We start from the raw sequence: 26,476 nt of genomic DNA on the forward strand, positions 1-26,476 counted from the left end.
TTGGCCTCCATTGGTTTTTCTGCGGTTGGATAATTCTGAACAATTGTTCTGATTTGGGCATTTCTCTACTTTCCTAAGAGATAGTTCCTACAGGAAAGCTAGGCCGGGTCACGAGACGCCGGCACCCTGATGCGTTTTGCTCAGGACCACCTATCGTTATAGCTTTCCGTGTGTAAGGAAGCTCACGATATGCTGCGAACACTACCCACCAGTGCTTCAGGCCGGTTGCGCCTGCTCGTTGGGGCCGCCTTATGCAGCCAATTGCTGACGCCCAGCCTTGCCTTCGCCGACCCAGCCTATGACGCGCTGATTATCCAGGCGCGTAACGGCAACTTCACTCCCGCGCTGACCCAATTGCGCCAACTGCCGCCTGAACGCCAGACACCTGGCCAGATCAGCGATCACCTGGTGATTGCCGGTTGGGCAGGGCAAGACGCCGAAGTGTTGAAGGTCTACGAGGTCCAAGGCAAAAATCGTAACCTCACCACCCAGGCGCTGGCCACGGTGGCGCGCACTTATCGCAACCAAAAGCAGTGGCCGCAGGCTCTGGCGGTTTACCAGCAAGCGCTGGTGCGTGAGCCGGGCAATGTCGACCTGCAGCTGGGCCAGGCGCTGACCCAGGCCGACGGCGGCCAGGCCACGACGGCCGTGCAGCGCTTGCGCGCACTGGTGGCGGCGCAACCCAATGACCCCAACCGCCGCATGGCCTTGGGTTATGCGCTGACCCGCGCAGGCTTGAACTACGACGCCTTGTTCGAGTTCGACCAAGCCTTTACTCGCGCCGGTGACAAGCCTGAAGTGGTCCGCGAATACATCGTCGCCCTGCAAAAGGCCCGCCTGCCGGAGCCGGCGCTGCGCCTGTCGGCCAAACATCCGGGCCTGCTCGACGCGGTGACCCAGCGCCGCCTCGAAGGTGACCTCGCCGCCGAGCGCGTGCGCATGGCCGAGTTCGCCACCCGCACCGAAAAAGAACGCTACGTGGTTGCCGACCGCGCCCTCAATGACTACGACAAACTGCTCGCGCGCTGGACCCCGGACCCAAGTGCCCATGATGATGTGGTGCGCTGGCGCATCGACCGCCTGGGTGCCCTCAAGGCGCGGGCACGCACCGCCGATGTGATCCGCGACTACGAAACCCTCAAGGGCGAAGGCGTGCAATTGCCGACCTATGCCCTGCGTTGGGTCGCCGCGTCTTACCTCGACCAGCGCTTGCCGGAAAAAGCCGAGCCGTTGTACCGCGAGGTGATCAGTGCTGCCGATGCCGAACCCGATGATCGGGTCGAAGACACCACGGCCTTGTTCTACACCTTGCAGGAAAGCGACAAAGGCGCCGACGCGCGCGAAGTCGCCAACAGCCTCGCCACTAGCCAGAAACCTCGAGTCGAACTCAAGGGCTTGCCCATTGGTAACCCCAACGACGCCTGGATGGACGCGCAACAGCTGTCGGCCCAGGCCGGCGTCTACGGCGGTGACCTGCCGGGCAGCGAAGCCGGCCTGGACGCGTTGGTGGCCAAAGCTCCCGGCAATGTCGGCTTGCGCCTGGCCCAGGCCGACATGTACCGCGCCCGCGACCTGCCACGCCGCGCCGAGGGCATCCTCAAGGAAACCGAAGCCCAGACCCCGCGGGATATCGGCCTGGAAGTCAGCCAGGCCTACACTGCCATGGACCTGCAGGAATGGCGGCAAATGGACGTGCTCACCGATGACGTGCTGGCCCGCAACCCGGACAGCCGCCAAGTGCAGCGCCTGAGCCGTCTGCGGGATGTGCACGACATGGCCGAGCTGCGCGTGGAGGCCTACACCGGAAAAAGCTACGGCGGCGGCAATAACAACAACGCCGGCGCAGTGGCCGGCAGCCGTGACTGGGGCATCGAAAGCGTGCTCTACACGCCGCCTATCGATGAAGACTGGCGCCTGTTCGCCGGTGCCGGCTACGCCACCGCCGACTTCAGCGAAGGCACCGGCCAACACCGTTGGCAGCGCGTCGGTGTGGAGCGTCGCACCCGCGACATGACCCTGGAAGCCGAAGTGTCCAACCACTCCTACGGCTATGGCTCCAAGCAGGGTGCGGCCGTGTCGATTGCCCGCGACATCAACGACAACTGGCAGTACGGCGGCAGCCTCGGCTACCTGCTGACTACCACGCCGCTGCGAGCGTTGAATGCCGATGTCACCGCCAACGGCGGCAGTGGCTTTATTCGCTGGCGCGCGAATGAAAGCCGCGAGTGGAAACTGGCCCTGAGCCCGTCCCACTTCAGCGATGGCAACAACCGCTTCGAAGCCGTACTGACTGGCCGCGAGGGCATCTACAGCGCGCCCGGCGTGCAGGTAGACCTGGGCCTGGAAGTCGGCACTAGCCACAACACCAAAGAAGACACGGTGTACTTCAACCCCAAATCCGACTTCACCGTGTTGCCCACGGTCACGGTCAATCATGTGCTCTATCACCGCTACGAGACTCAGTGGAGTCAGCAGTTCCAGCTCGGTGCAGGTACGTACAGCCAACGGGATTATTCCACCGGTGGCGTCGGTTTGATCGGCTATGGCCAACGTTTTCGCTGGAACGATGTACTGGACGTGGGCGCCAACCTGAGCCTGATCAGCCGACCTTATGACGGTGATCGCGAACGCGATCTGCGCTTGCTCGTCGACCTCACTTACCGTTTCTAAAAGAGCCTGACCATGACCGTCCTTTGCCGTTGCTTGTTGGTCCTGGGTGTAATGCTGGCCAGTGCCTGTGCCCAGCAACCCGCGCCTTTCACTCCACCCGCCGAGCGGCCGATACTGGCCAACGAAGCGCCGTGGCCGAAAAACCATTTCCTGGGCATTGCCTACCACGATGTCGAGGATCGCGACCCCGACCAGGCGGTGGTGGCGGTGCGCACCGAGCGTTTGATCGAACAACTGGCGTGGTTGCGCGAGAACGGCTACCAGGCGGTCAGCGTCGACCAGATCCTGGCGGCACGCAACGGCGGCCCCGAGTTGCCGCCCAAAGCCATCATGCTCAGTTTCGATGACGGCTATTCCAGCTTCTACACCCGCGTGATGCCGATTCTGCGCGCCTATCATTGGCCAGCCTTGCTGGCGCCGGTGGGGTATTGGATCGATACGCCGCTCAATCAACCGGTGGACTTCGCCGGCTCGCCGCGCCCGCGTGGGGAATTCCTCACCTGGCAGCAGATTCGTGAAGTGTCGCAGTCGGGCCTGGTGGAAATCGCCGCGCACACCGACAACAACCACAAAGGGATTTTGGCCAACCCCCAGGGCAACCTGGAGCCGGCGGCGACCAGCCTGCGCTTTGACCCGGCCACCGGGCGTTATGAAGACCAAGCCAAATTCGATGCGCGCATGCGGGCTGATGTCGCGGCGATCACTAACAAGATCCGCAGCGTGACCGGCAAGGCGCCTCGGGTGTGGGTGTGGCCTTACGGCGCCGCCAAAGGCACCTCGCTGGCGATTGTCGGCGAGCAGGGCTACCAGATGGCGCTGACCCTGGAAGACGGCCTCGACAGCCTCGGCAACCTGATGAACAGCCCGCGCTTCCTGGTGGCTTCGGACCCGGACGGCGAGCATTTCGCCAATAGCATGGTGGCCGTGCAAACCCAGGCACCGCTGCGGGTGCTGCACGTGGACCTCGACAACGTTTACGACCCCGACCCGGCCCAACAAGCGCGCAACCTCGACCAGCTTGTACAACGTGTGGTGGACATGGGCGCGGGCACTGTATTCCTGCAAGCCTTCGCCGACCCCAAAGGCGACGGCCTGGTGCACTCGCTGTACTTCCCTAACCGCCACTTGCCGGTGCGCGCCGACCTGTTCAACCGCGTCTCCTGGCAGTTGCACACCCGTGCCCACGCGGCTGTGTATGCCTGGATGCCGGTGCTGAGTTTCGCCCTCGACCCCAAGCTGCCGCGTGTGACCCGCTGGGACCCGCAAACCGGCCAGGTCGGCACCGACCCGGACCAATACAAACGTTTGTCGCCGTTCGACCCGCAGGTGCGCAAGATCATCGGCGAGATCTATGAAGACCTGGCGCGCAACAATGCCATCGACGGTGTGCTGTACCACGACGACGCCGTGCTTTCCGACTTCGAAGACGCCAGCCCCGCTGCGCTCAAGGCTTATGCTGCCAACGGCCTGCCGGGCAGCATTGCCGCGCTGCGTGCAGACCCTGCAGTGATGCAACGCTGGACGCGCTTCAAGAGCCGCTACCTGATCGACTTCACCAACGAGCTGACCGCCAAGGTTCGCGCCATCGGTGGCCCGCAAGTGGCGACCGCACGCAATATCTTTGCCGAGCCGATGCTCAACCCGGCCAGCGAAGCCTGGTTCGCGCAGAACCTCGACGACTTCCTCCAGGCCTACGACTGGACTGCGCCCATGGCCATGCCATTGATGGAAGGCCAGGAGCTGAAAACCTCCAACGCCTGGCTGGAAAAACTCGTCGCCACGGTCAAGGCGCGCCCCGGCGCGCTGGAAAAAACCGTGTTCGAGCTGCAAGCCAAAGACTGGCGGACCAAAGAAGCGCCGGATATCAAGGGCGCGCAGATGGCCGAATGGATGGGCGTGCTCAAACGCCAGGGGGTCAAGAGCTTTGGCTACTACCCGGATAACTTCCTGGAAAATTCGCCGGACCTGAAGACAGTTCGTCCGGCCCTTTCCAACCAGTGGAACCCTTGATCATGTTCGACAGAATCCTGGCTTTATTCGTGTTGGCGTTGGTGTTGGGTGTGCCCCTGGGCCTGATCTTCCTGGTCACCGGGCAGTTCCTGATGGACTTCGTGTTTTTCTACCCGCTGTTCATGTCGGCGCTGTGGATCGCCGGCGGGCTGTACTTCTGGCTGCACTGGGAGCGGCATTGGCCGTGGAAGGAAGACACGCCGGCGCCGACCCTGGCCGGCAACCCGCTGATCTCGATCATCATCCCTTGCTACAACGAGGGCGATAACGCCGCCGACACCATTCATGCGGCCCTGAACCAGGTGTACCCGAATATCGAAGTCATCGCCGTCAACGACGGTTCCAAGGACAACACCGCTGCCGTGCTCGACGCCCTGGCCTTGCAACACCCACGCCTGCGTGTGCTGCACCTGGCGCAAAACCAGGGCAAGGCCGTGGCCTTGCGCATGGGCGCCGTGGCGGCGCGCAGTGAGTACCTGGTGTGCATCGACGGCGATGCCTTGCTCGACAAAAACGCAGCGGCCTACATGGTCGCGCCGATGCTCGACAACCCGCGCCTGGGCGCCGTGACCGGCAACCCACGCATCCGCACGCGTTCAACCTTGATCGGCCGGGTGCAGGTGGGCGAGTTCTCCTCGATTATCGGCTTGATCAAGCGCACCCAGCGCGTGTTCGGGCGGATCTTCACGGTGTCGGGTGTGGTGGTGGCGTTTCGCAAGAAGGCGCTGGACCGCATCGACTACTGGTCCACCGACATGATCACCGAAGACATCGACGTGAGTTGGAAGCTGCAACTGGACCACTGGGCGATCTTCTACGAGCCTCGTGCCCTGTGCTGGATCCTCATGCCCGAAACCGTAGGCGGCCTGTGGAAACAGCGCCTGCGTTGGGCCCAGGGCGGCGCCGAGGTGCTGTTCAAGAACATCCGAGGCATCTGGCAATGGCGCCATCGCTACCTGTGGCCACTGCTGTTCGAGTACTGCCTGTCCACCGGCTGGGCCTTCACCTTCCTGCTCTCGGTGATCTTCTGGGGCGTGGGCAAGTTCGTGGTACTGCCGCAGGCGATTGCCGTGGATTCCCTGGTGCCACCGGCCTTTACCGGGCTGGTGCTGGCGATGGTGTGCCTGCTGCAGTTCGCGGTGAGCATCCTGATCGACCGGCGCTATGAAAAGGACCTGTGGAAAACCCTGTTCTGGACCGTGTGGTACCCGATGGTGTTCTGGCTGGTCAGCCTGCTCACCACCCTGGTCAGCTTTCCCAAGGTGCTGTTCAACCAGCACCAGAAACGCGCGCGCTGGGTCAGCCCGGACCGCGGCATCAAACCCAGTGAAGAGGAGGCGTGACCATGAAGCTGGTCAGAACTCGCCAAAACACCGTGATGTGGATCATCGACGTGCTGCTGACGCTGCTGGCGTGGGGCGGCCTGATCTGGCTGCTCGCGCGTGGTATCGGCGCCATGTTGGAAACCCATGGCGGCCCACGTATTGAGGCGCCGATTTTCGCCGCGCTCAACACCTTGCAGATCTACCTGTGGATCGCCTTGTTCAACGCGGTGATCCTGATCAGTTGGGCGCGCTATCAGCAACGCCGTGGGCGCAAGTTCGCCCAGCGCCGCGCCGAAGCCAATGCGCTGAGCGACAAAAACCTGAGTGAGAGTTTCAATTTGGGCGACGGCCACCTGGAGCAGTTTCGCAAGCCGGGCGTGCTGGTGATCCACAACGACGAAGACGGCGGTGTCGAGGATGTGAAGTCCCACGTCTCCCGCGACGTGGAGCGCCCCGGCCTGACCTTGGTGCCCGGCGCGGAAAAAGGCAAAGACGCCGGCTAGAAATTCCGAAAGACACCAAAGACCCCTGTGGGAGCTGGCTTGCCTGCGATAGCGGTGGGCCAACAACCAATCAATACCTGACACGCCGCCATCGCAGGCAAGCCAGCTCCCACATTCCATCTGCGTCGCTTGGAATTCCGATAAATGGGATCCAATTCACAAAAACACCGCGAACTTTTCGCTATTCCCCTGCACTAACCTAACTCGGCAAGTAGTTGATGGCTAAATAATGGCATTTGCTAAATTGTTTGCCGAATTAATATCAAAAGAGTTGCCGCTGGTCGGAATAAAACTTCTAACGGCCACCATTATCTCTTTGTGATAACTCTTTATTGTTAACAATCAATGTGTTGCGGATGTAATAAGCACGAATGTGCAACTGTCCCGGTTTCTTGGGCCAGCGCTAGTTCGATGGTAGTTTGCCGCCCCTTGATTTTCGATGGATCGAACATGTCTTTTTTATCGCCACGGACTCGGTACTTGCTGTGCACTTTCATGCTCGCCTGCCTGAGCCTGAATACGGCCACCGCCGCCCCCACGCCTGGGGATCAAGACCTGATCCGCGATCGGCAGAACCGCCTGCTGGAAGAGCAAAGCCGGCGCCTGCAAGAGCTTCAGGACCTGCCCGGCAAAGAAGCCAAGCCACAGGCACCGGCTACGCCTGCCGACACCCGCTGCTTCCCGATCAAAGACATCGAACTGAAGGGCGCCGACAGCCTGCCTGCTGGCGACCGTGCGCTGCTGCTCAAACCCTATGTAGGCCAATGCCTGGGCGTCTCGCAGCTCAATGAGCTGCTCAAGGTCATCACCGACTATTACATCGCCAAAGGCCGCGTCACCAGCCGCGCCTACTTGCCGCAACAAGACCTCTCCAGTGGCCATCTGCAGGTGTTGGTGGTCGAAGGCAAACTCGAAGCGGTGCGCAGCGCCGAAGGCAGCAACGTCACCGAGCGTGAACTGGCCATGGCGTTTCCCGGCAAGGTCGGTGAGGCGCTGAACCTGCGCGAGGTCGAGCAACTGGTGGACCAGCTCAACCGGTTGCCGTCCAAACAGGCGCAAATGGAGCTGACGCCCGGCAAGCAAGTGGGCGGCAGCGACGTGGTGGTCAAGAACACCCCGCAAAAGCCCTGGCGCGCTAGCCTGTCGCGCAACAACGACGGGCAACGCAGCACCGGCGAGCAGCAATGGGGCGCGGGCCTGGAGTGGGACAGCCCGCTCGGCCTGGCTGACCAACTGGTGCTGCGCGGTGGCCACGACGCCATCAGCGACCACCAGAAAACCTCGAAAAACACCCTGCTCTATTACAACGTGCCGTGGGGCTGGTGGAACTTCACCTACACCTACAGCGAGAGCGATTACCGCGCGCTGGGTTACACCGACACCTTCAAGTTCAAGCAGTCGGGCGACAGCCAGAACCACCAACTGCGCGCAGAGCGCGTGATTCACCGCGATGACGTAAGCAAAACCTCGGTCAACGTGGGTGTGGCTCACCTGCGCACCAACAACTACGTCAACGACGCCCAGCTCGAAATCAGCAGCAACCGCCTCAGTGAGTTGCAGTTTGGTATCAACCACGGCCGGCGCATCGGCAATGCCTTCGTCAACATCGACCTCGGCGTACAGAACGGCATCGGCGCCTTTGACGCCCAGCGCGACGACCAGCACCGCGACCAGTTCGGCAACCTCACGCCCACCCCGGATTACCGTAAATACACTGCCACGGTCAGCTATTTGCAGCCGTTTCGCCTGTGGGGCGAGTCGTTCAGTTTCACCAGCCTGGCCACCGGTCAACGCAGTGAAGACGTGCTGTTCTCGCCGCAGCGCATCAGCCTCGGCGGCTCGTCGTCGGTGCGCGGTTTCAAGGATCAGCAACTGTCCGGCGACAGCGGCGGCTACTGGCGCAACGAAGTGCGCTGGGCGCGCCCGGTCACCCTGGAATGGCTGCGCCCGGCCTTCGCCGAATACGGCACCAGCCTCGGTTACGACCAGGGCGTGATCCGCAACGACCGTTACAACGGTGACAACCACGGCCGCGTTTCAAGCAACTCCGTGGAACTGTTCGCCCGTGGCAAATACGTCAGCACCAGCGTGACGTTTGCCCACTCGTTAGAAAGACCTGGAGTGGTGACGGAGCGTGAAGCGCCGATCTACTTCCGCATGGATTTCTTCCTGTAATTCAACGCCCCGCTGCAACGAGAATTTGACCATGGATGTTCGCCACTTTGCCTTTCTGGCCCGCCAACCTTCTGCTGCCCTGAAGCGCCGCGACGCGTTCTTCGGCCTGCCCAAGCGCGGCCTGGTGCTGATCCTGGTCAACGCGCTGTTCTGGCAGCCGTTGCTGGCCCAGGCCGAAGGCATTGTGGTGAGCAACCCGGCCACCAGCGTCGGCCAGGCCGGCAATGGCGTGCCGGTGGTGAACATCGCCACCCCCAATGGCAGTGGCTTGTCCCACAACCAGTTCAAGGACTACAACGTCGGCCCCAACGGCGTGATCCTCAACAACGCCACTGGCGCGCTGCAGAACACCCAGCTGGGCGGTTACATCGTCGGCAACCCCAACCTCAAGGGCGGCGCGGCCAACGTTATCCTCAACGAAGTCAACGGCGGCAGCCCGAGCCAGCTGCGCGGTTACACCGAAGTAGCGGGGCAGTCGGCCAAAGTCATCGTCGCCAACCCTTACGGCATCACGTGCAGCGGCTGCGGGTTTATCAACACGCCCAACGTGACCCTGACCACCGGCAAGCCGATGATGGACAACGTCGGTCGCCTGGACCACTACCAAGTGGACGGCGGCGCCGTGACCATCGACGGCGAAGGCCTGAACGCCAGCAACGTCGACCGCTTCGAAATCATTACCCGCTCGGCCAAGATCAACGCGCAGATCAACGCCCGTGAACTGGCCGTGGTCGCCGGGCGCAACGACGTCGACGCCAAAAGCCTGAAAGCCACCGCCCGTGCCGACGACGGCAGCACCAAACCCGAGCTGGCCATCGACTCCAGCGCCTTGGGCGGCATGTACGCCGGTGCGATCAAACTGGTGGGCACCGAAGCCGGTGTGGGCGTGAAGCTCGACGGCACGTTGGCGGCCAGTGGTGGTGATATCCAGCTCGATGCCAATGGGCATTTGAGCATGGCGCAAACCGCCGCCAGCGGCGCGGTCAACATCAACGCCGCAAGCCTGGACGCCAAAGGGCCGGTGTATGCCGGTACAGCCCTTAACGTGAACACCCAGGGCGACCTCACTAACCGCCAGAGCCTGGCCGCCCGTGACCGCATTGCGCTGTCCAGCGGCGGCACGCTGACCAATGGCGACATCATCGAAGCCGGCGTCAACGCCGACAACACTCGCAACGCCACAGGCGATGTGAGCCTGCGCGGCAAGGCCGTCACCAACACCGGCGCCAGTGTGATTGCCAGCCGCGCGTTGAGCGTGGATGCCCAAGCGTTGAACAACCAGGGCGGCACACTGGGTGCCAAACAACACACCCAAATTACCGCTGCCACAGTCGATAACCAGAACAAAGGCCGCATTCTCAGCAACGGCGGCCTGGCCATCACCGCTGATCGCCTGCAGAACACCCAAGGTGGGTTGGTCACCAGCAACGGGCCGCTGACCGTCGTCGTCGGTGAGCTGCATAACCAGGGCGGTGAACTCTCAAGCCTCGACACCGCAACGCTCACAGTCGCGACCCTCGATAACGTCGCAGGCCTTATCACAGCGGGCAATGCGCTCAGCCTCAACGTCGGCAGCCTCAACAACCAAGCCGGGTTGGTCACCAGCCAAGGCACGGTGAGCGTGGCCGGTAATAGCCTCGATAACCGCCAAAAAGGCTTGGTCGCAGGCGTGGGTGGTGTGCAGGTCAATGTCGCCAACATCGACAATCGCAACGGCGAGCTGTCCAGCCGTGCGGGCGTTGTGGTGACCGCTACGCAACTGGATAACAGCGACGGCGGGCTGCTGATTGCTGGCGCCGGTGCAGGTTTGAATGTCGACCAACTGCTTAACCGCAACCAGGGTTTGATCAGCAGTGAAGGGCTGCTGAGCATCACCGCGCGCACGCTGGCCAACGGCGGCGGCACGCTCTCCAGCGCAGGGCCGCTGACCCTCAGTGCACTCGGCGCGGTGGACAACCGAGGCGGGCGGCTGGTCACCGATGGCAGCCTGATACTCAACGCCGCAAGCGTCGACAACAGCCAGAACGGCACCCTGAGTGCGCGCCAGGCCCTGTCCCTTGGCACTGCCGACCTCAACAACCAGCAAGGCGGCCAGATCACCAGCGCCGAGGCGCTGACGCTGGACCTGCACCGTGGCGAGTTCAATAACCAGGGCGGGCTGATCAACGCGCCGCTGTTGATGCTCAACAACCTCAAGAACGTGCATAACCAGGGCGGCGAAATCTCCGGCAGCCAGGCGTTCACACTCACCGCCGACAACCTCGACAACAGCAGCGGCAAACTGCTGAGCAACGCCGCGCTGACCCTGCGCATCGGCCAGGCCCTGGCCAACGTCAAAGGCATGATTGCCGCCGCCTCGGTTGACGCCCACGCCACCGACCTCGACAACAGCGGCGGCACCCTCACCAGCCGTGGCGACACGCTGCTCAACGTGGCTGGCCGCCTCACCAACCGCGACCAGGGCCTGCTCAACGCGAGCAATACGCTGACGCTCAACAGCGCCGCGCTGGACAACCAGAACGGCTCGCTGCTGGGCAGCGCGATTGCCCTGGACTTCGGCACCGCCACCGGCGACCTGAACAACGCGGGTGGCCTGATCACCACCGCTGGCAACCTCTCCATCAACCACCTGCGTGACCTCAGCAACCAGGGAGGCGAACTCTCCAGCGCGCAAACTCTGAACCTCAGCGGCCGCACGTTGAACAACAGCAACGGCAAACTGATCAGCAATAACCTGCTGGTGCTCAATGCCGAAAACCTGATCAACCAGAATGGCCTGATGTCCGGCTGGCAGGGTTTGACGGTCAGCGGCGCGAACCTGGACAACCGCAACGGCGGCACCTTGTCCAGCCGTTACGGCGACCTTAATGCCACGCTGACCGCCAGCCTGCTCAACAGCGCAGGCGGGGCACTGGTGAGCCAGAAAGCGCTGACCGTTAATGCCGGCGAACTGGATAACAGCAACAAAGGCGTACTCTCCAGCGCGGCCGGGCAGACGCTTACCGTCGGCGGCTTGCTGAACAACGCCCAGGGCGGCGTGATCGACAGCGGCGCGGCCCTGAGCCTGACTACGCAAAACCTGGACAACAGCGCCGGCAGCATCAGTGGCGGCACCGCCACCACCCTTGACCTGCTCGCGACCCTGACCAACACCAGCGGCAAACTGGCCAGCGGCGGCCCGCTGCTGATCAGCCGCGCGGCGCAGATCAACAACCAGGGCGGCCAGATCGCCAGCCAAGGTTTGTTGACCCTGCTGACTGTCGGCCTGGATAACCGCAACCGTGGCACCCTGGCCGCCAACGACCGCTTGAGCCTCACCGCCAGCGGCCTGGTACAAAACGGCAACGACGGCTTGATCTACAGCCAGAACGCCGACCTCCTGCTCACCGCCAACCGCTTGGACAATGGCAAAGGCACCGTGCAAAGCCAGGGCGGCATGACCGCCAACGTGGCCGACACGCTGGATAACCAGAGCGGCAAACTGATCGCCCAGGCCGGTGACCTGAATATCAACGCGGCCAGCCTCGACAACCGTGGCGGCACCCTCGCCAGCCTCAAGGCCGCACTGCAAACCCAAGTGGTCGGCGTGCTGCGCAACGGTTACGACCTCAACAACAACCGCCAGGGCGGCGTGATGCAGGGGCAAAGCCTCAACCTGCAAGCCGGCAGCGTGGACAACTATGGCGGGCGCATCGCGGCGCAGGGCGGCAACGCACTGGTCACCACCGGCAATTTCGACAACCGCAACGGCGGGCTGTATGCCAAAGGCCTGATGCGCGTGGTCGGGCATGACTTCGATAACAGCGGCGACAACGACGGCCAGATCGCCGGCCAACAGATCGACCTGGACCTCAGCGGTGCACTCAACAACCGCCTGGGCATCATCGAAAGCGAAAGCAGCCTGAAGGTGCGCGCGGCCAGCCTCGATAACCAGACCGGGCGCCTGCGTGCGCTGGGCACGGCGGGTACCACCGAATTCGCCATCGGCGGTCTGTTCGACAACCGCAACGGCGTGCTGGAAACCGCCAACAACGACCTGACCCTCAACGCCGGCAGCTTCCAGAACCTGGGCGGCAACGTACTGCACGTGGGCACCGGCAAGTTCGGCATTGCCCCGGCCAACCTCAACGACGTGGGCGGCAGCCTGGTCACCCGTGGCGACCTGACCATCACCCAGGGCAACTGGACCAACAGCAGCGTGATCCAGGCCGGGCAACTCACGGTCAACGTCGACAACCTCGACCAGACCGCCACCGGCCAACTGCTCGGTGCCCGAGGCTTTGTCGGCAATGGCGCCAACTGGACCACCCACGGCCTGATCGCCAGCGACGGCGCGCTCGACCTGACCTTGAGCGGCGCGCTCAACAGCAGCGGGCGCATCAGCAGCCTGGGCAACCTCAACCTCAGCGCCGCACAGGCCAACTTGAGCGACACCGCCAGCATTGCCGGCGGCGGCGTCACCACCGCTACCATCGCCGGCACACTCAACAACCGTGGGCGCCTCACCGCCGCCACCGACCTGGTGGTCAACGCCGGCACACTCAACAACTACGCGACCCTGGGCAGCGGCCAACGACTGGTCGCCACCACCGGCGCCTTGCTCAATGACCACGGCCTGATCTTCAGCGGTGGCGACATGAGCCTGCGTGTGGACGCGCTGAACAACAGCTACGCCGACGTCTACAGCCTGGGCAACCTCAGCGTCGACCGCGACGGCAAGGGCGGCCTGGCCAGCAGCATCCTCAACAGCTCATCGACGATTCAGAGTGACGGCAACCTCAGCCTGTCCGCCAACTCGATCAAAAACGAGCGGGCGGTACTCGACGTCAACGACGCGGGTGTCTACACCGCCTCGGCCACCGAAGGCACGTGCATCAAGTACGTTAACGCCGGTGACTGCAAAGCCGGCGGCACCCCGCGCAACTACGTGTGGGAGTTGGTGACCCGCGACAAACTGGAAGTGACCGCTGCCAGTGCCGGTTCAAGCATCACCGCCGGCGGCAACATGACGTTGGCCGGCGGCGACTTGCTCAACAGCAGCAGCTCGATCGCGGCCGGCGGTAACTTCACCGCGCGCCTGAACAACTTGGTCAACACCGGCATCGAAACCGGCGAGACCGAGACCTATCGTCTTTTCACGTCAGAGCGCACCAAGCACCCTGAAGGCTGGTTCGGCGCCGCCGCCGCACTCACCAACAAATATTGGTACAAAAGCGCCGGTTACAACCCCAATGACCTCGGCGGCCTTGAAGCCACCGTGGCCAACTTCATCGGCATGATGGAGATCGAGCGCACCCAGTTCGGCAAAGTCACCAAAATCGCCAGCGATGACCAACGTTACGCCGCCGTGATTCAGGCGGGCGGCGCGGTAGACGTCAAGGCCCAAGCCGGTATCGACAACAGCGTGGTACGCCTGGGCTATAGCTACATCGGTGCGGGCGCCAAAACCACCACCGACGCCACCGGTGCCAGTGGCGCAGCCGGTTACTCCACCCGCGTGACCCTCAACCAGCAACTGCCGCCGGACCTGGCCCAACAGCAGATCAACCCGCTGAGCCTGCCCGGCTTTACCTTGCCTACCGGCCAAGGCGGGCTGTTCCGTCTCAGTGGCCAAAGCGCCAGCGCGCCAGCCAGCACCGGGCCGCAAGGCTGGACCTTGGGCGGCGGCAGCGTCGACCGCATGCCGGTTACCGGCCCCGTCGTACCCGGCAGCAGCACCTCGGCCGACGGCGTGGTGATCAACCGCGTGCAGGGCTTGCCAGACAGCCAGTTCGTTTCCAACCCACAGAAATACCTGATCGAAACCAACCCGCTGCTGACCAACCTCAGCCAGTTCTTAAGCTCCGACTACATGCTGTCCAAACTGGGCTACGACCCGGACCAGGCACAAAAGCGCCTGGGTGACGGCCTGTATGAACAGCGCCTGATCCAGCAAGCCGTGATCGCCCGTACCGGCCAGCGCTTCATCGATGGCCAGACCAGTGACACAGCGATGTTCAAGTACCTGATGGACAACGCCATCGGCACCAAACAGGCGCTAAACCTGGCCGTAGGCGTGAGCCTCACCGCCGAACAAGTCGCGGCCCTGACCCACGACATCGTGTGGATGGAAAACGCCACCGTCGCCGGCCAGCAAGTGCTGGTGCCCGTGCTCTACCTGGCCCAGGCCAACAACCGCCTGGCGCCCAACGGCGCACTCATCACCGGCAGCGACCTGAACCTGGTCAGCGGCACCGACCTCAACAACGTCGGCACCCTGCGCGCCACCAACAACCTCGCTGCCAGCGCCGGGCGCAACATGGTCAACGGCGGCCTCGTGCAAGCGGGCAACCGCCTCGACCTGCTCGCCGGCAACACCCTCACCAACCGCGCCGGCGGCATCATCGCCGGGCGCGACGTCAGCGTGCGCGCGGTAAATGGCGATGTGCTCAACGAACGCACCGTCACCAGCCACCAGAGCAGCAGCGGCTACCGCACCGAGCGCACCGACTTCGTTGACAACGCTGCGCGCATCGAGGCCGCCAACAGCCTGACCCTGCAAGCCGGCCGCGACGTCAACAGCACCGGCGGCGCCTTCAAAAGCGGCGCCGACCTGGGCGTTCAAGCCGGGCGCGATGTAAACCTGGCCACCGCCGAACAACGCAACGCCAATGCCGTCAGCACCTACATGCGCAGCAGCAGCGCAAACCAGTACGGCACCGTGATCGAGGCCGGTCGCGACTTCCAGGTGGTGGCTGCGCGGGACATCAGCGCCATTGGCAGCCAGTTGAATTCCACGCGTGATCTGGCGCTGGTAGCCAAGGGCAATGTGAACCTGGCGTCGGCGGCGAATGAACAGCATTCGGCGTTTAATTCCAAGAAGGTCACCAGCCAGGAAGACCACGTTCAGCAAGTGGGCACCTCGCTGGTTGCCGGTGAGAACCTCTCCCTCAGTGCCGGCAACGACCTCGTGGTCAGCGCCAGCCGTGCGAGTGCCGGCAAGGAAGCCTACCTGTACGCAGGCAATGACCTGGCGCTGAACGCCGCGCAAGACAGCGACTACAGCTATTACCGCAAAACCAAAACCAGCAAAGGGTTGCTGTCCAGCAGCCAGAAAACGCGCATCGACAGCAGTAACCAGATCAGCCAGCAGGGCTCTTCCATCAGCGCTGATACCGTGGTCGTGCGTGCTGGCCGTGACATCGGCACTACCGCCAGCGACGTGGTTTCCACCAACGCCACCAGCCTGATTGCCGGTCGCAATGTGGTGATTGATGGGGCAACGGAAACCTTTGAACAAAGCCATTCGTCCTCGACCAAAAAATCGGGCTTGATGAGCAGCGGCGGCATCGGCGTGACGTTGGGCTCAAGCAGCAACCAGAACACCTTCACCAGCAGCACCGAAACCACCCGGGCCAGCAACATCGGCAGTGTGCTGGGCAGCGTGGATATTCAGGCTGGCAAAGACCTGACCATTCGCGGCTCTGACGTGGTTGCTGGTAAGGACATCAGCCTGGTTGGGCAAAATGTCAGCATCCTGGCTTCCGAGAACAACAACCGCAGCGAGCAGACCTCCAAAAGCAAAACCAGTGGTTTGACCCTGGCGTTGTCCGGCACCGTGGGTAGCGCGGTGGACTCCGCTTATAAGACCGCCAAGCAAGCCAAGAACGAGGACGACGGCCGCCTCTCGGCGCTGCAGGGTGTGAAGGCGGGTTTGACTGGCGTGCAAGCGTGGCAAGCGGCGCAGCAGAATGGCGGCATGACCGGAGCTAACGCGTCGCAATTTGTGGGGATCAGCATCTCCCTGGGTTCGCAAAAATCCGATTCCAAACAGACCCAGGAGCAGACACTCAGCCAGGGCAGCAGCCTGACGGCCGGCAACAACCTCACCATCGTGGCGGACGGCAACGGTACGCCTGGGGCCGCAGGTGACATCCATGTTCAAGGCAGCAAGCTTCAGGCCGGTAATGAGATGCGGCTGGCGGCGGAGCGCGATATTCGCCTGGAAGCTGCGGCGAATAACCAAAAACTTGATGGCAAAAATAGCAGCAGTGGTGGTGCGGTAGGTATCAGCCTAGGCGTGGGTTCCGAAGGCGGCGGCCTGAGCATTTTCGCCAATGCCAACAAAGGCACCGGTAACGAGAAGGGCACCGGCACCACCTGGACGGAAACAACCCTGGATGCGGGCAAACAGGTCAGCCTGATCAGCGGCCGAGACACCGCCCTGAAGGGCGCGCAGGTCAGCGCAGACAAAATTACCGCTACTGTGGGGCGCGACCTTACGCTGCAAAGTCTGCAAGACACCGATAACTACAAGTCCAAGCAGACGGACGTGAGTGGGGGCGTCAGCTTCGCCATCATCGGCACCGGTGGCAGTGCAAACCTGAGCATCAGTAAAAGCAAGATCGACTCCAAATACCAGAGTGTGCAGGAGCAAACCGGCCTGTTCGGCGGTAAGGGCGGCTACCAGATTGACGTAGGCAACCACACGCAACTCGATGGCAGCGTAATCGGCAGCACCGCAACAGCGGACAAAAACCGCCTGAGCACCGGCACGCTGGGATGGAGCGTTTTAAAGAACGAGGCTGAGTATACAAGCCAGTTGCAGAGCGCCAGTGTGAGCAGTGGCGCAAGCGGAGCGAACGCCTTCATCAGCAATATGCCCTCCGGCAGCTTGATCGCGTTCAATCATGGCGACAGTGACAGCGGCACCACGTCATCGGCCATTTCCAACGGCACCCTCGACATCCGCGACCCTGCTAAACAGCAGCAGGACGTTGCAACGCTGAGCCACGATGTTGAACACGCCAACGGCAGCATCAGCCCGATCTTTGATAAGGAAAAAGAGCAGAAGCGCCTGCGCCAGGTGCAGTTGATTGCGGATATTGGTACTCAGGCAGTAGACATCGTTCGAACCCAAGGCCAGATCGATGCTGATAAAGAGGCGCGTGCTGAACTTGATAAGCGTGGCATCAAGGACCCTGGAAAAGATGCCAAAAAAGAGGACGTCGATGCCTACAAGAAACAACTGATTGCCACTGACGCTTATCAACGGATCATGGCGGACTACGGGGTCGGCGGCAATTACCCACGTGTAGCGCAGGCGGTGACAGCAGCGTTGCAAGGGTTGGTGGGCGGCGATATCGGTTCCGCCATTGCGGGCGCGTCGGCGCCGTACATGGCGCAAGTCATTAGGAAAACCACCGGAGACAACGCTGTACTCAACACCATGGCGCATGCCGTATTGGGTGCAGTGGTGGCGCAGGCGCAAGGCAACTCTGCGGGGGCGGGGGCTGCGGGAGCTGCGACGGGTGAATTCATCGCCCATCAGTTGTATCCGGGCAAGAATACAATCGAGTTGACGGAGGAGGAGAGAGAGACGGTTGTTGCACTTTCGGGTCTAGCAGCAGGGTTGGCTGGGGGGATTGCTGGTGGTGATCTGGGCGGTGCGGTTACTGGGGCAAAGGCGGGAAGCAATGCGGTGGAGAACAACTCCCTCAGTGATATTGCAGAAGCATTAGCCGCACATAAGACACTTGAGCAGCAGGCTGAAGACCGCGTCAAAGCAGAAAACCAACACTACAAGGAGCAAAACTGCGCTGGCATGAGTGAGCAAGCGTGCTCGGTCAAGATGTATACTCAGCGGCGTGAAGAGCTCAAAGGTGCCCTGTCAGAAGGCGCAAATTTTGTACCAGTTATCGGCACAGTTAAAAGCGTAGCGGAGGCTGAGAGTGCACTTGATTACCTTGAGGTAGCAGCATCTCTTATTCCAGGTGAACGGATTATTTCCGGCACCTTGAAAATGGCACGCAAAGCTCTGAACAGGGGCGATATCAGCGAAGCATCGAAGCTGATTAGCAGCGCCAGTAATGAGATTCAGGGTGCAAAAACGATAGGAGAAATATCGCCCACCAGACCGCTGGCTTTACCTTCACCTGAGTTTAAGGTACCAAGTGAATATCGCCTGACTCGAAACGCAGATGGCACTGCCACCGTCGAAGGGCCCCGAGGTGGTTTGTACAACTCAACTGGGCGTTATACTGCCGATGGTAAGCCCGTGTACCGAGATAATAGTGGGGGATATGTCACGTTAGAGGGCGGAAGAACCAACGTTAGTGCACCAGTTAACTATGAGTCGATTCCGATACATCATATTTGTACTAATAAATGTACTTCTGGTGCGAATGGGCAGATCGCCTGGACAAAGGAGTATCAGCGCTTCTTTGATGGGGCAGATCTTAATATTAATCGAGCAACTGAAAATTTAGTTGCGGTGCCAGGGCATAGAGGGCCGCACCCCATAGAGTATCACCAGTATGTATATGGGAGTTTGGAACAGGCTACTCAAGGCTTAGCGCCTGGAACACCAGCCTATAAATCGGCTGTTACAAAGACGTTGGATGGAATTAAAAAGGAAGCAGTGATAGTGGGTAGTGAAGTTAATAAGTGGCTGACTAGGGATTGATATGAAATATTATTTGCTGCGTCAGGATCTTTCTATTTCCGAAAAGTGGGTGCTCGGCGATGTGAGGCATGTGGATAATTGGAACTTTAGTAATCCACCCCTTAATTTCATGGAGCCTGGCAGATATACGCTCGATGTCAGGTTCGACGGCGTTGAAATTGATTATTCTCTAGCGGGCTATGCGAGTGTTCCTGTTCTGAGTGAGAGAGCTCGAAATTCACTCATAGGTTTGTCTGAAGTCGATCAACCTTATCAAAATGTGGTCTTCGAGCCCGTTGATATCGAAGGGAAACACGTTTCGCAAAATTATTTTCTAATGATCATAGAAACACAAATAGATTGTGTAGATGAAGAGTCTTCAAGGTTTACAAAGTTTTCAGTGAATGATCCTGTGCGCCCAGACATGGCTGGTCAATACCGCGCGTTTTATAATTTGGCCATAGATGAGTCAAAAGTAGGTGCTTTTCATATTTTTAGGATTAAAAAATATTTGGGTGCGATTGTAGTGAGCGAAGATGTGAAACTTCGATTTGAGGCAGCAGGAGTGGTGGGGGCGGTATTTGAGTCGGTTAATGGCGATAAGGTTACTGTTGCATAAAGGGGAAATAGGGGGCAGACCACGGTTTTATTTTTTAGAGTTCAGCAGAGTTGCTCTTTAAAAACATGATTTATTTTTTGTAATTATTCCACTGTGTTGGCCTGTTGAAGAGCGGCTAAGCTGTAAGCTCTTATCCAGTTAAGGGTTTATATGGCTCGCCGTCCTAGGGCTTTACTGCCGGATATCCCGTTGCATATTATTCAACGGGGAAACAATCGGCCTGCGTGGTTTCACTCAGATGAAGACTATATTTTTTACATTGATACATTAGCCGTGCTTGCTGAATTGTATGGCTGTAAAGTTCACGCATTGTGCTTGATGACAAACCATGTTCACTTGTTGTTGACTCCCACCTGCTGCGCGGGGGCTGGCCTACTTATGAAGGGGCTGGGGCAGCGCTACGTTCAATATGTCAATCGAACATATCAACGAACGGGTACGTTGTGGGAAGGCCGTTTCCGCTCCTGTTTGGTTCAACAAGACAACTATGTTTTAGCTTGCTATCGATATATTGAAATGAACACGGTCAGAGCGGGTATGGTTGCTCATCCGGGCGACAACCGTTGGACCAGCTATAGGGCAAACGCACAGGGCGAGCTATCAGGCTTTATAAGCCCTCATACAGTTTATAGCGACTTAGGTAGCGGCGCCGCGCAACGAGCCGAAGCTTACCGGTCAATATTCATGGATCGGCTTTCACCTGAGTTGATAGAACAAATTCGCTCTTCTACAAACGGCAATTATGTTTTGGGCGATCAGAAGTTTGCGTCAGAGATTGCGCAGATATTAGGTAAAAGAGTTTCACCGAGTGTGTCAGGACGCCCGAAAAGTTGGGTGTTAAAAATTTAAGAATAGTGGTCTGACCCCTATTTCCACTAGGGGTAAAGTGGCTGAAAGCTTTGGCCTGAAACCGGGTGTGCCGTTAAAGGAGCGAGGGTATCCTAATGGCATTCCTATTGAACTTATGAAGTTCCCTGGTGCTAAGTAATGAAAGAAAAAGATGTGGTTTCAATCTTGAAGGAACTGGGATGGACTTGTAGCAAAGATGAAGTTGGTGATTATTTTTGCGTCACTGACGTCGGAGAGGCTCAGCTTCAGGTCATCCCATCTGTTGGTAAGCGCTCGGACCATTTCCGGGTTTCGCTTATGCCCTCCATCTCCTCAAAGGAATTCTCGGAGGCCGCTTCTTTTATAATGGGTGATGGCGGTAGTAATGCTCCGATCATAGTTAGTAATGAAGCTCCGGAGAAATTGTCTAGTTTTTCTGAAGATGATGTTATTAGGCTGTCTGAGAAGGCGTTGTCTTGGGCTCGCTCTCAGAGTATTGACGAGGGGTTGAGCGCTTATAGAGTGCTACCAACAGATGCTAAAGGTGCAATGCCAGTTCGCCATTTGGCGGCTCTAGCACTGGCTGGTGATACGGTACGTCTGGATGAATATAAACAGAGCTTTGGGAAGGGCGACAGGCTCGGATTTGTGCCTTACATTACCTCCGATATGATTGATAGAGCACTGATGATAGCTAAAAAAAATAAATAGAGGAAATAGTGGTCTGACCCTGAGGGATTCTGAAGATTGAGCCTGTGTATTCTGGTAAAAGTGTTCGGCCAGATAGCTTTAATGTGGAGTATTCAATAGGCGGTGCTCGTCCAAAAGAGATTGTATTTAAAAACTCACCGGGTGGAAATTGATGCGTAGTGATGATGATATCTACAATGACATTGGGAGCATTTTATTTCAGATTGCTCCCGATGGAGCATGTAAAATTATAATGCGTGCACAGCTCTCCCAAGAGCTAGATAGCTGTGAGTATGAGTATGACTACATTGATAAACAAGGTAACGTTGCCTGGTTCACGGCAGGCGGGCGAGCCAATACAGATATTTTAGCTCTTTTAACAGAGCTGCGTAGTTGGTATGTTGAGAATAAACTTACAGGAGGGCTGCCAGCGTGGAGTGGCTGTGAGGTGACCTTGGATTTAGTTGAAGTTAAAATTAGTATAGACTTTGTTTATCCTTGATAATTAAGCGGCGAGTTTGAAGGGAAATAGGGGGCAGACCCTGAGGGATCCCACGGCATTTGGACGCGCATATGCCAGGAGGATTTAGATATAATCCGGGCGGTCCTAGGTCAGCTCTCCCGGCATACCCTTCGAAAAAAGGAGCTGAGTAATGCATTCCATACCGCTAGAGCTTGCGAAGCAAAAGTTAATTTTTTACGCATGAAATAGGGGTCAGACCACGGTTTTGTTTTTTAGAGTTGAGCAGAGTTGCTCTTTAAAAACATGATTTATTTTTTGTAATTATTCCACTCTGTTGGCCTGTTGAAGGGCGGCTAAGCTGTAAGCTCTTATCCAGTTAGGGGTTTATATGGCTCGCCGTCCTAGGGTTTTACTGCCGGATATCCCGTTGCATATTATTCAACGGGGAAACAATCGGTCTGCGTGTTTTTACTCAGATGAAGACTATATTTTTTACATTGATACATTAGCCATGCTTGCTGAATTTTATGGCTGTAAAGTTCACGCATTGTGCTTGATGACAAATCATGTTCATTTGTTGTTGACTCCCACCTGCTGCGCAGGGGCTGGGCTGCTTATGAAGGGGCTTGGGCAGCGCTACGTTCAATATGTCAATCGAACATATCAACGAACGGGTACGTTGTGGGAAGGCCGTTTCCGTTCATGTTTGGTTCAACAAGAAAACTATGTTTTAGCTTGCTATCGATATATCGAAATGAACCCGGTTAGAGCCGGTATGGTTATTCATCCGGGCGACTATCGCTGGACCAGCTATAGGGCAAACGCACAGGGCGAGCTGTCAGGCTTTATAAGCCCGCATGCGGCTTATAGCGAATTAGGTAGCGGCAGCGCGCAACGAGCCGAAGCTTACCGGTCTTTATTCAATGATCGACTTTCACCTGGGCTGATAGAACAAATCCGATCTTCTACAAACGGTAATTATGTTTTGGGCGATCAGAAGTTTGCGTCCGAGATCGCGCACGCATTAGGTAAAAGAGTTTCGCAGGGTGTGTCAGGACGCCCAAAAAAGTATGAGTTAAGAGAATAGAAGAATAGTGGTCTGACCCCTATTTTCCTCTACGGATTTGAATGCAAAAACATTGACAAAGCAGGCTAAAGAGTTTAATTCTTATCAGTCGGAGTATTGGAAGTTGCGGGCTCGGAGCGGGGAGTAATTAGGCGTGGATTATTCGAGAATCATTAATCTTATTAAAGAGTCGGATTTCGTTGAGTTTGCTGATTATGGTGACGGGATTGCTGATGAGTGGATTTATAAAGCTGAAGCTCGTATTGGGTTGAAGTTGCCTGATAGCTATAAATGGTGGCTGAAGTGTTATTCTGGCGGGGAAATATCTGGGGAGGAGATTTATAGTATCTACGAAATGGATTTTGATAGTGTAAGGGGGGGTGATATCGTTTATATGTCAATCGTTAACGGTCGAAATGGGTTGTGTGGGAAGGAGAGGCTATTTATCTGCGAACCGCCGGGTGCAGGGGAATCATTTTATTTTGCCACGGACGATGGTCTTAATGATGGGGAGTATCCTGTTTATAGGCTTGAACTTTCTGATAAAACTTCTAGTTTGTATGCGAAGAACTTTATCGATTTCTTAGAAAAAAGAATAATTTCTTTCAGTTGAATAATGATTCTGCGTTTAAAAAAAGGTTGAGAAAGGCTAGGTCCAAAAGCTACTGCTCCGAAAGTAACGGCGGAAGGTAAGATTGGTGGTCAGGCGTTCACTGATGTTAACCAGACGGCGAGGCCCGGCTCTCAAGCAAAAGCTGATCAGCCGACACTCATAGCTGATCGTGTAAATACAAAAATAGAGTCATCTAGTAAACCTTTGCCAAATGCAAATATGGCAACTGCACATGCTGAAGTTGGAGTTATACAGCAAGCTTATATTGCTGGAAAAAACCAAGGGGCGGCTATGACTCTCAAAGTTGAGGGGCAGGCTGTTTGCGGTTATTGGAAAAAGGGGACAGATTTATTTACTTTTTCGAGTGCTTTTTTACTTAAATAAATCTGTCCACTTTTCCGCCCTTTTCATTCGCGTCGAAGAGTTATTCGAGTATGGAACCAAAAAAAGCGGGGTTATGGTTGTGAGCAACTCAGCATCAATTATATCGGATGTGGCAATTGACGAAGACACTTTCGCTGATTTTCTCCACGCTGTAGGTGGAATCGTCAGCGCGGGTAAACGTAGTCGTGGAGTATTGAGCTGGGATGAGGCCACTTTGTATGTGTCATTACTTACCTCCGAAAAGCTCATAGGTTTTTATGATGCGCAAGATATTCTCGATTGGGAATCTTTGTTGGGTGCCACGCCGAGGACAATGATTGAAATACAGTTGGGACACTCAAAAGGGTCGATAGAGATGTATTTATGGTTGGCGTACGAGTTTGGTAAAAAATGGAATTGTGTTGTTGATGATGTTAATTCTATGACCATTAAGTACTCTGAAATCTGTGACAGGTATATAAGATCGAGCGTGAAATAGGGGCAGGCCATTTTCGGTTTGATGGTGTAAAGGAGTAGTGACAAGCCACCTTTAAGAAAGATATTGGGGTCAGACCACGTTTTTTGAATGAGCCGGCGCATATCGGTACGAGTTCCCATGACACGTGAGGTTCAGATGGCAGATTTAGCGGTAGTCGGATGGCGGTTGGTACAGGGGTTGTGCCTGCTGCTGATGTTCGTCAGTGCCAGCGTTTGTATGTTGGCGTGGCGCTCCTTCGACAGCTCCACCGCCGGCGCTTTCGGAGCGGCGCTGGGTGGTTTCCTGATGTGTGGCATTGGGCTGCTGTTCGCGTTTGTGTTCGAGCGCTTGCGCACGCCTCGGGCCACTGCGCGCTACATGGCGACGCGCGTGGGCGTGGTTCTGCTGCTGGCAGCGGGCGCGGTGTACTTGGCCGACACGGTATGGCTTGCGCCTGAGCGCGACGCGCTCGACGCGAATTTGGAAGGGGCGACCTGTGGCAAGTACACCGGCACCATCGTGAAAGGCTGGGAGCAGATTTGCGCCGGGAGGAAATAGGGGGCGATTGAAGGAGTAAAGGTTTTGGACGCGAGGCCGTAAAATGAATAACTATGAGAGTGCTGTACTGGTTCTTGAGGAGATGGCTACCTTGCTCGATATGGCGGGAATTCGGGGCTGGGCCGAAGGCCTGCGGCGAGTCGGTAGCTATAGTGAGTCTGAAGCGACTGTTTTATATAGTGCGGTACTAAGGATGTATGGTGGTTGTGGTTCTTTAAGCGATATTGTGCTTTATCACGATGGTAAACTTCTAAAGGCAAAGAATGACAGATTTGATGAGTTGCGCTCTAAGCTGTATCTAATTTGCCGTTGAGTAGAGAAAAGATAAAATAGGGGTCATTCATTTTTTAGAGTTTAGCTGAGTTATTCCTTAAAAATGTAATTTATTTTTTGAGAAGAATAGTGGTCTGACCCCTATTTTCAAGAGTTCACCTATTTATAACGTTAAGATTAATGTGCCTGATGGCATAAAAATTCCAGGGGTGACACCATGAATTTTATTAATATTGTTGAATATGGGATCGTTATTCGTCGGCAAGCGTTGTTATCTAAATTTATAGATATTGATAGGCTGTCAGCGGTGCTTGAGTTTGATGCGCCACTTGATATGAGTGCTGATTTGGTTTCCTTTGGGCCCTGTTTTGGAGGAGAGGCGACGGATGAACTTACTCGGCGCTTAGAGGCGGTAGGCTTGCAATACGTTGATGATTTTTTTGTGTTTTCTGGCGAGTTTCCAATGTGGTGTAAATTTAAAGTAGCCATAAATACTGATTAGGTGCAAAAACAACTGGTGGCGCTGTCGGAAAAGTAGATGATCTAGCGACTGGTGGCTTAAGTTCAGCGCCAAACCTTCCAAGTGGAACAGGTCTTGGTGGTTTCAAGGTCGGCTTAAGTGTAGACGACATTACTGCTATAAATTCACAGTTTGGCGGTTCAGTTTCATTCAGAGAAGTCGATACGGCCATTGCAAATGCTGCCAATTATGATGGTTTTTATAATAAGGCTGGATCAATGATCAGGGATATTGCAGGCGGGCATCTGTTTGATAATGGGAACAAGCGGACTGCTGTTGAGGTGGTTGAGCAGTTGATTATAAAAAAACGGCCGGAATAAGGGGACAGATTTATTTGATTTTCCGAGTCCGTTGTTAAGGAAATAAATCTGTCCCCTTTTCAAGGGTAAGTGACTATGAAAAATTCAGTAGAAATTCGAAAGTTTATAGACGAAATAACATCCGCTGAGCTTTTTGAGGGGGATTATGGTGACTGTATTTCTAATGTTGATGCCATACTAAGTGGTGTTGAAGAATCGGATCGAAACAGTGTGCCTGCGGATTATCTTGAATTTCTTGCGGATTTTGGATTCGGTGAGCTAGACGCTGCATTTTATGTTGATGATGGTCCGGAAAAATATTCAACTATATGCGGTCGGGAAATTGAAGGTTATGAAGGGATTTACATAATTGGCGGGAATTCGAGTGATGTGCTATATGGTTTTGACGCAAAGAATAATTGGCAGGTCGTAGAGGTTAGTTCGGAGCTGGATGGGTTCGAGGTGTTAGCATCAAGCTTTTCTGACTTTATCTTAGAACAGCTTAAATATATAAAATCTATGGTTGAGCGACGTGCGGAACGCTAATGTTATTTAGCGGTTTAAGAGGTACAAAAGGCGGTCCTTCAGAAGCTGTCGCTT

The 26,476-nt window shown here is 57.1% G+C and carries 18 protein-coding genes; all 18 read left to right on the forward strand.

What is annotated here, in order from left to right:
- Nucleotides 1-189 precede the first annotated feature (189 nt).
- The 18 genes from pgaA (at nucleotide 190) to HU759_RS01810 (ending at nucleotide 26,422) form a co-directional block, all read left to right on the forward strand.
- Nucleotides 190-2,670 (forward strand): poly-beta-1,6 N-acetyl-D-glucosamine export porin PgaA, encoded by a 2,481-nt coding sequence (pgaA, locus tag HU759_RS01715; protein ID WP_186617822.1) that lies wholly within the window; start codon nucleotides 190-192, stop codon nucleotides 2,668-2,670.
- A gap of 12 nt (nucleotides 2,671-2,682) precedes the next feature.
- Nucleotides 2,683-4,680, forward strand: coding sequence for a poly-beta-1,6-N-acetyl-D-glucosamine N-deacetylase PgaB (gene pgaB, locus HU759_RS01720; protein WP_138449396.1), 1,998 nt, complete (start codon nucleotides 2,683-2,685; stop codon nucleotides 4,678-4,680).
- Nucleotides 4,681-4,682: 2 nt separating this feature from the next.
- Complete coding sequence (gene pgaC / locus HU759_RS01725; RefSeq protein ID WP_170039362.1) at nucleotides 4,683-6,023, forward strand: poly-beta-1,6-N-acetyl-D-glucosamine synthase; 1,341 nt, start codon at nucleotides 4,683-4,685, stop codon at nucleotides 6,021-6,023.
- Between the two features lie 2 nt (nucleotides 6,024-6,025).
- Nucleotides 6,026-6,508 carry a poly-beta-1,6-N-acetyl-D-glucosamine biosynthesis protein PgaD gene (pgaD, locus tag HU759_RS01730; protein ID WP_099549572.1) on the forward strand — a complete coding sequence of 161 codons (483 nt, stop codon included), beginning with the start codon at nucleotides 6,026-6,028 and terminating at the stop codon, nucleotides 6,506-6,508.
- A 450-nt stretch (nucleotides 6,509-6,958) separates the two neighbouring features.
- Nucleotides 6,959-8,683 (forward strand): ShlB/FhaC/HecB family hemolysin secretion/activation protein, encoded by a 1,725-nt coding sequence (locus HU759_RS01735; protein WP_186617823.1) that lies wholly within the window; start codon nucleotides 6,959-6,961, stop codon nucleotides 8,681-8,683.
- 31 nt (nucleotides 8,684-8,714) lie between these two features.
- The gene (locus tag HU759_RS29775; protein ID WP_186617825.1) at nucleotides 8,715-19,127 is read left to right on the forward strand and encodes a hemagglutinin repeat-containing protein; all 10,413 of its coding nucleotides are present in this window, start codon (nucleotides 8,715-8,717) and stop codon (nucleotides 19,125-19,127) included.
- 1 nt (nucleotide 19,128) lies between these two features.
- A complete protein-coding gene (locus HU759_RS01755; RefSeq protein WP_186617827.1) occupies nucleotides 19,129-19,725 on the forward strand; it encodes a DUF1629 domain-containing protein in 597 nt (198 codons plus the stop codon).
- A gap of 189 nt (nucleotides 19,726-19,914) precedes the next feature.
- Nucleotides 19,915-20,574 (forward strand): transposase, encoded by a 660-nt coding sequence (locus HU759_RS01760; protein ID WP_264082972.1) that lies wholly within the window; start codon nucleotides 19,915-19,917, stop codon nucleotides 20,572-20,574.
- 138 nt (nucleotides 20,575-20,712) lie between these two features.
- A complete protein-coding gene (locus HU759_RS01765) occupies nucleotides 20,713-21,264 on the forward strand; it encodes a hypothetical protein (RefSeq protein ID WP_186617831.1) in 552 nt (183 codons plus the stop codon).
- Nucleotides 21,265-21,415: 151 nt separating this feature from the next.
- Entirely contained in the window at nucleotides 21,416-21,745 is a 330-nt protein-coding gene (locus HU759_RS01770) for a hypothetical protein (protein ID WP_017135223.1), read from the forward strand.
- A gap of 349 nt (nucleotides 21,746-22,094) precedes the next feature.
- The gene (locus HU759_RS01775) at nucleotides 22,095-22,793 is read left to right on the forward strand and encodes a transposase (RefSeq protein ID WP_186617833.1); all 699 of its coding nucleotides are present in this window, start codon (nucleotides 22,095-22,097) and stop codon (nucleotides 22,791-22,793) included.
- Nucleotides 22,794-22,926: 133 nt separating this feature from the next.
- The gene (locus tag HU759_RS01780; RefSeq protein ID WP_186617835.1) at nucleotides 22,927-23,385 is read left to right on the forward strand and encodes an SMI1/KNR4 family protein; all 459 of its coding nucleotides are present in this window, start codon (nucleotides 22,927-22,929) and stop codon (nucleotides 23,383-23,385) included.
- A gap of 219 nt (nucleotides 23,386-23,604) precedes the next feature.
- Nucleotides 23,605-23,769: a hypothetical protein gene (locus tag HU759_RS01785; protein ID WP_186617837.1), complete on the forward strand. Its 165-nt coding sequence runs from the start codon at nucleotides 23,605-23,607 to the stop codon at nucleotides 23,767-23,769.
- A 73-nt stretch (nucleotides 23,770-23,842) separates the two neighbouring features.
- Nucleotides 23,843-24,247: a hypothetical protein gene (locus tag HU759_RS01790; protein WP_186617839.1), complete on the forward strand. Its 405-nt coding sequence runs from the start codon at nucleotides 23,843-23,845 to the stop codon at nucleotides 24,245-24,247.
- Between the two features lie 117 nt (nucleotides 24,248-24,364).
- Complete coding sequence (locus tag HU759_RS01795) at nucleotides 24,365-24,784, forward strand: hypothetical protein (protein ID WP_186617841.1); 420 nt, start codon at nucleotides 24,365-24,367, stop codon at nucleotides 24,782-24,784.
- A gap of 43 nt (nucleotides 24,785-24,827) precedes the next feature.
- A complete protein-coding gene (locus tag HU759_RS01800; protein ID WP_186617843.1) occupies nucleotides 24,828-25,097 on the forward strand; it encodes a hypothetical protein in 270 nt (89 codons plus the stop codon).
- A gap of 177 nt (nucleotides 25,098-25,274) precedes the next feature.
- Nucleotides 25,275-25,559 (forward strand): hypothetical protein, encoded by a 285-nt coding sequence (locus HU759_RS01805; protein WP_099549568.1) that lies wholly within the window; start codon nucleotides 25,275-25,277, stop codon nucleotides 25,557-25,559.
- A 413-nt stretch (nucleotides 25,560-25,972) separates the two neighbouring features.
- Nucleotides 25,973-26,422: an SMI1/KNR4 family protein gene (locus HU759_RS01810; protein WP_186617845.1), complete on the forward strand. Its 450-nt coding sequence runs from the start codon at nucleotides 25,973-25,975 to the stop codon at nucleotides 26,420-26,422.
- Nucleotides 26,423-26,476 lie beyond the last annotated feature (54 nt).

The organism is Pseudomonas sp. OE 28.3 (assembly GCF_014268205.2).
Lineage (GTDB): Bacteria > Pseudomonadota > Gammaproteobacteria > Pseudomonadales > Pseudomonadaceae > Aquipseudomonas > Aquipseudomonas edaphica.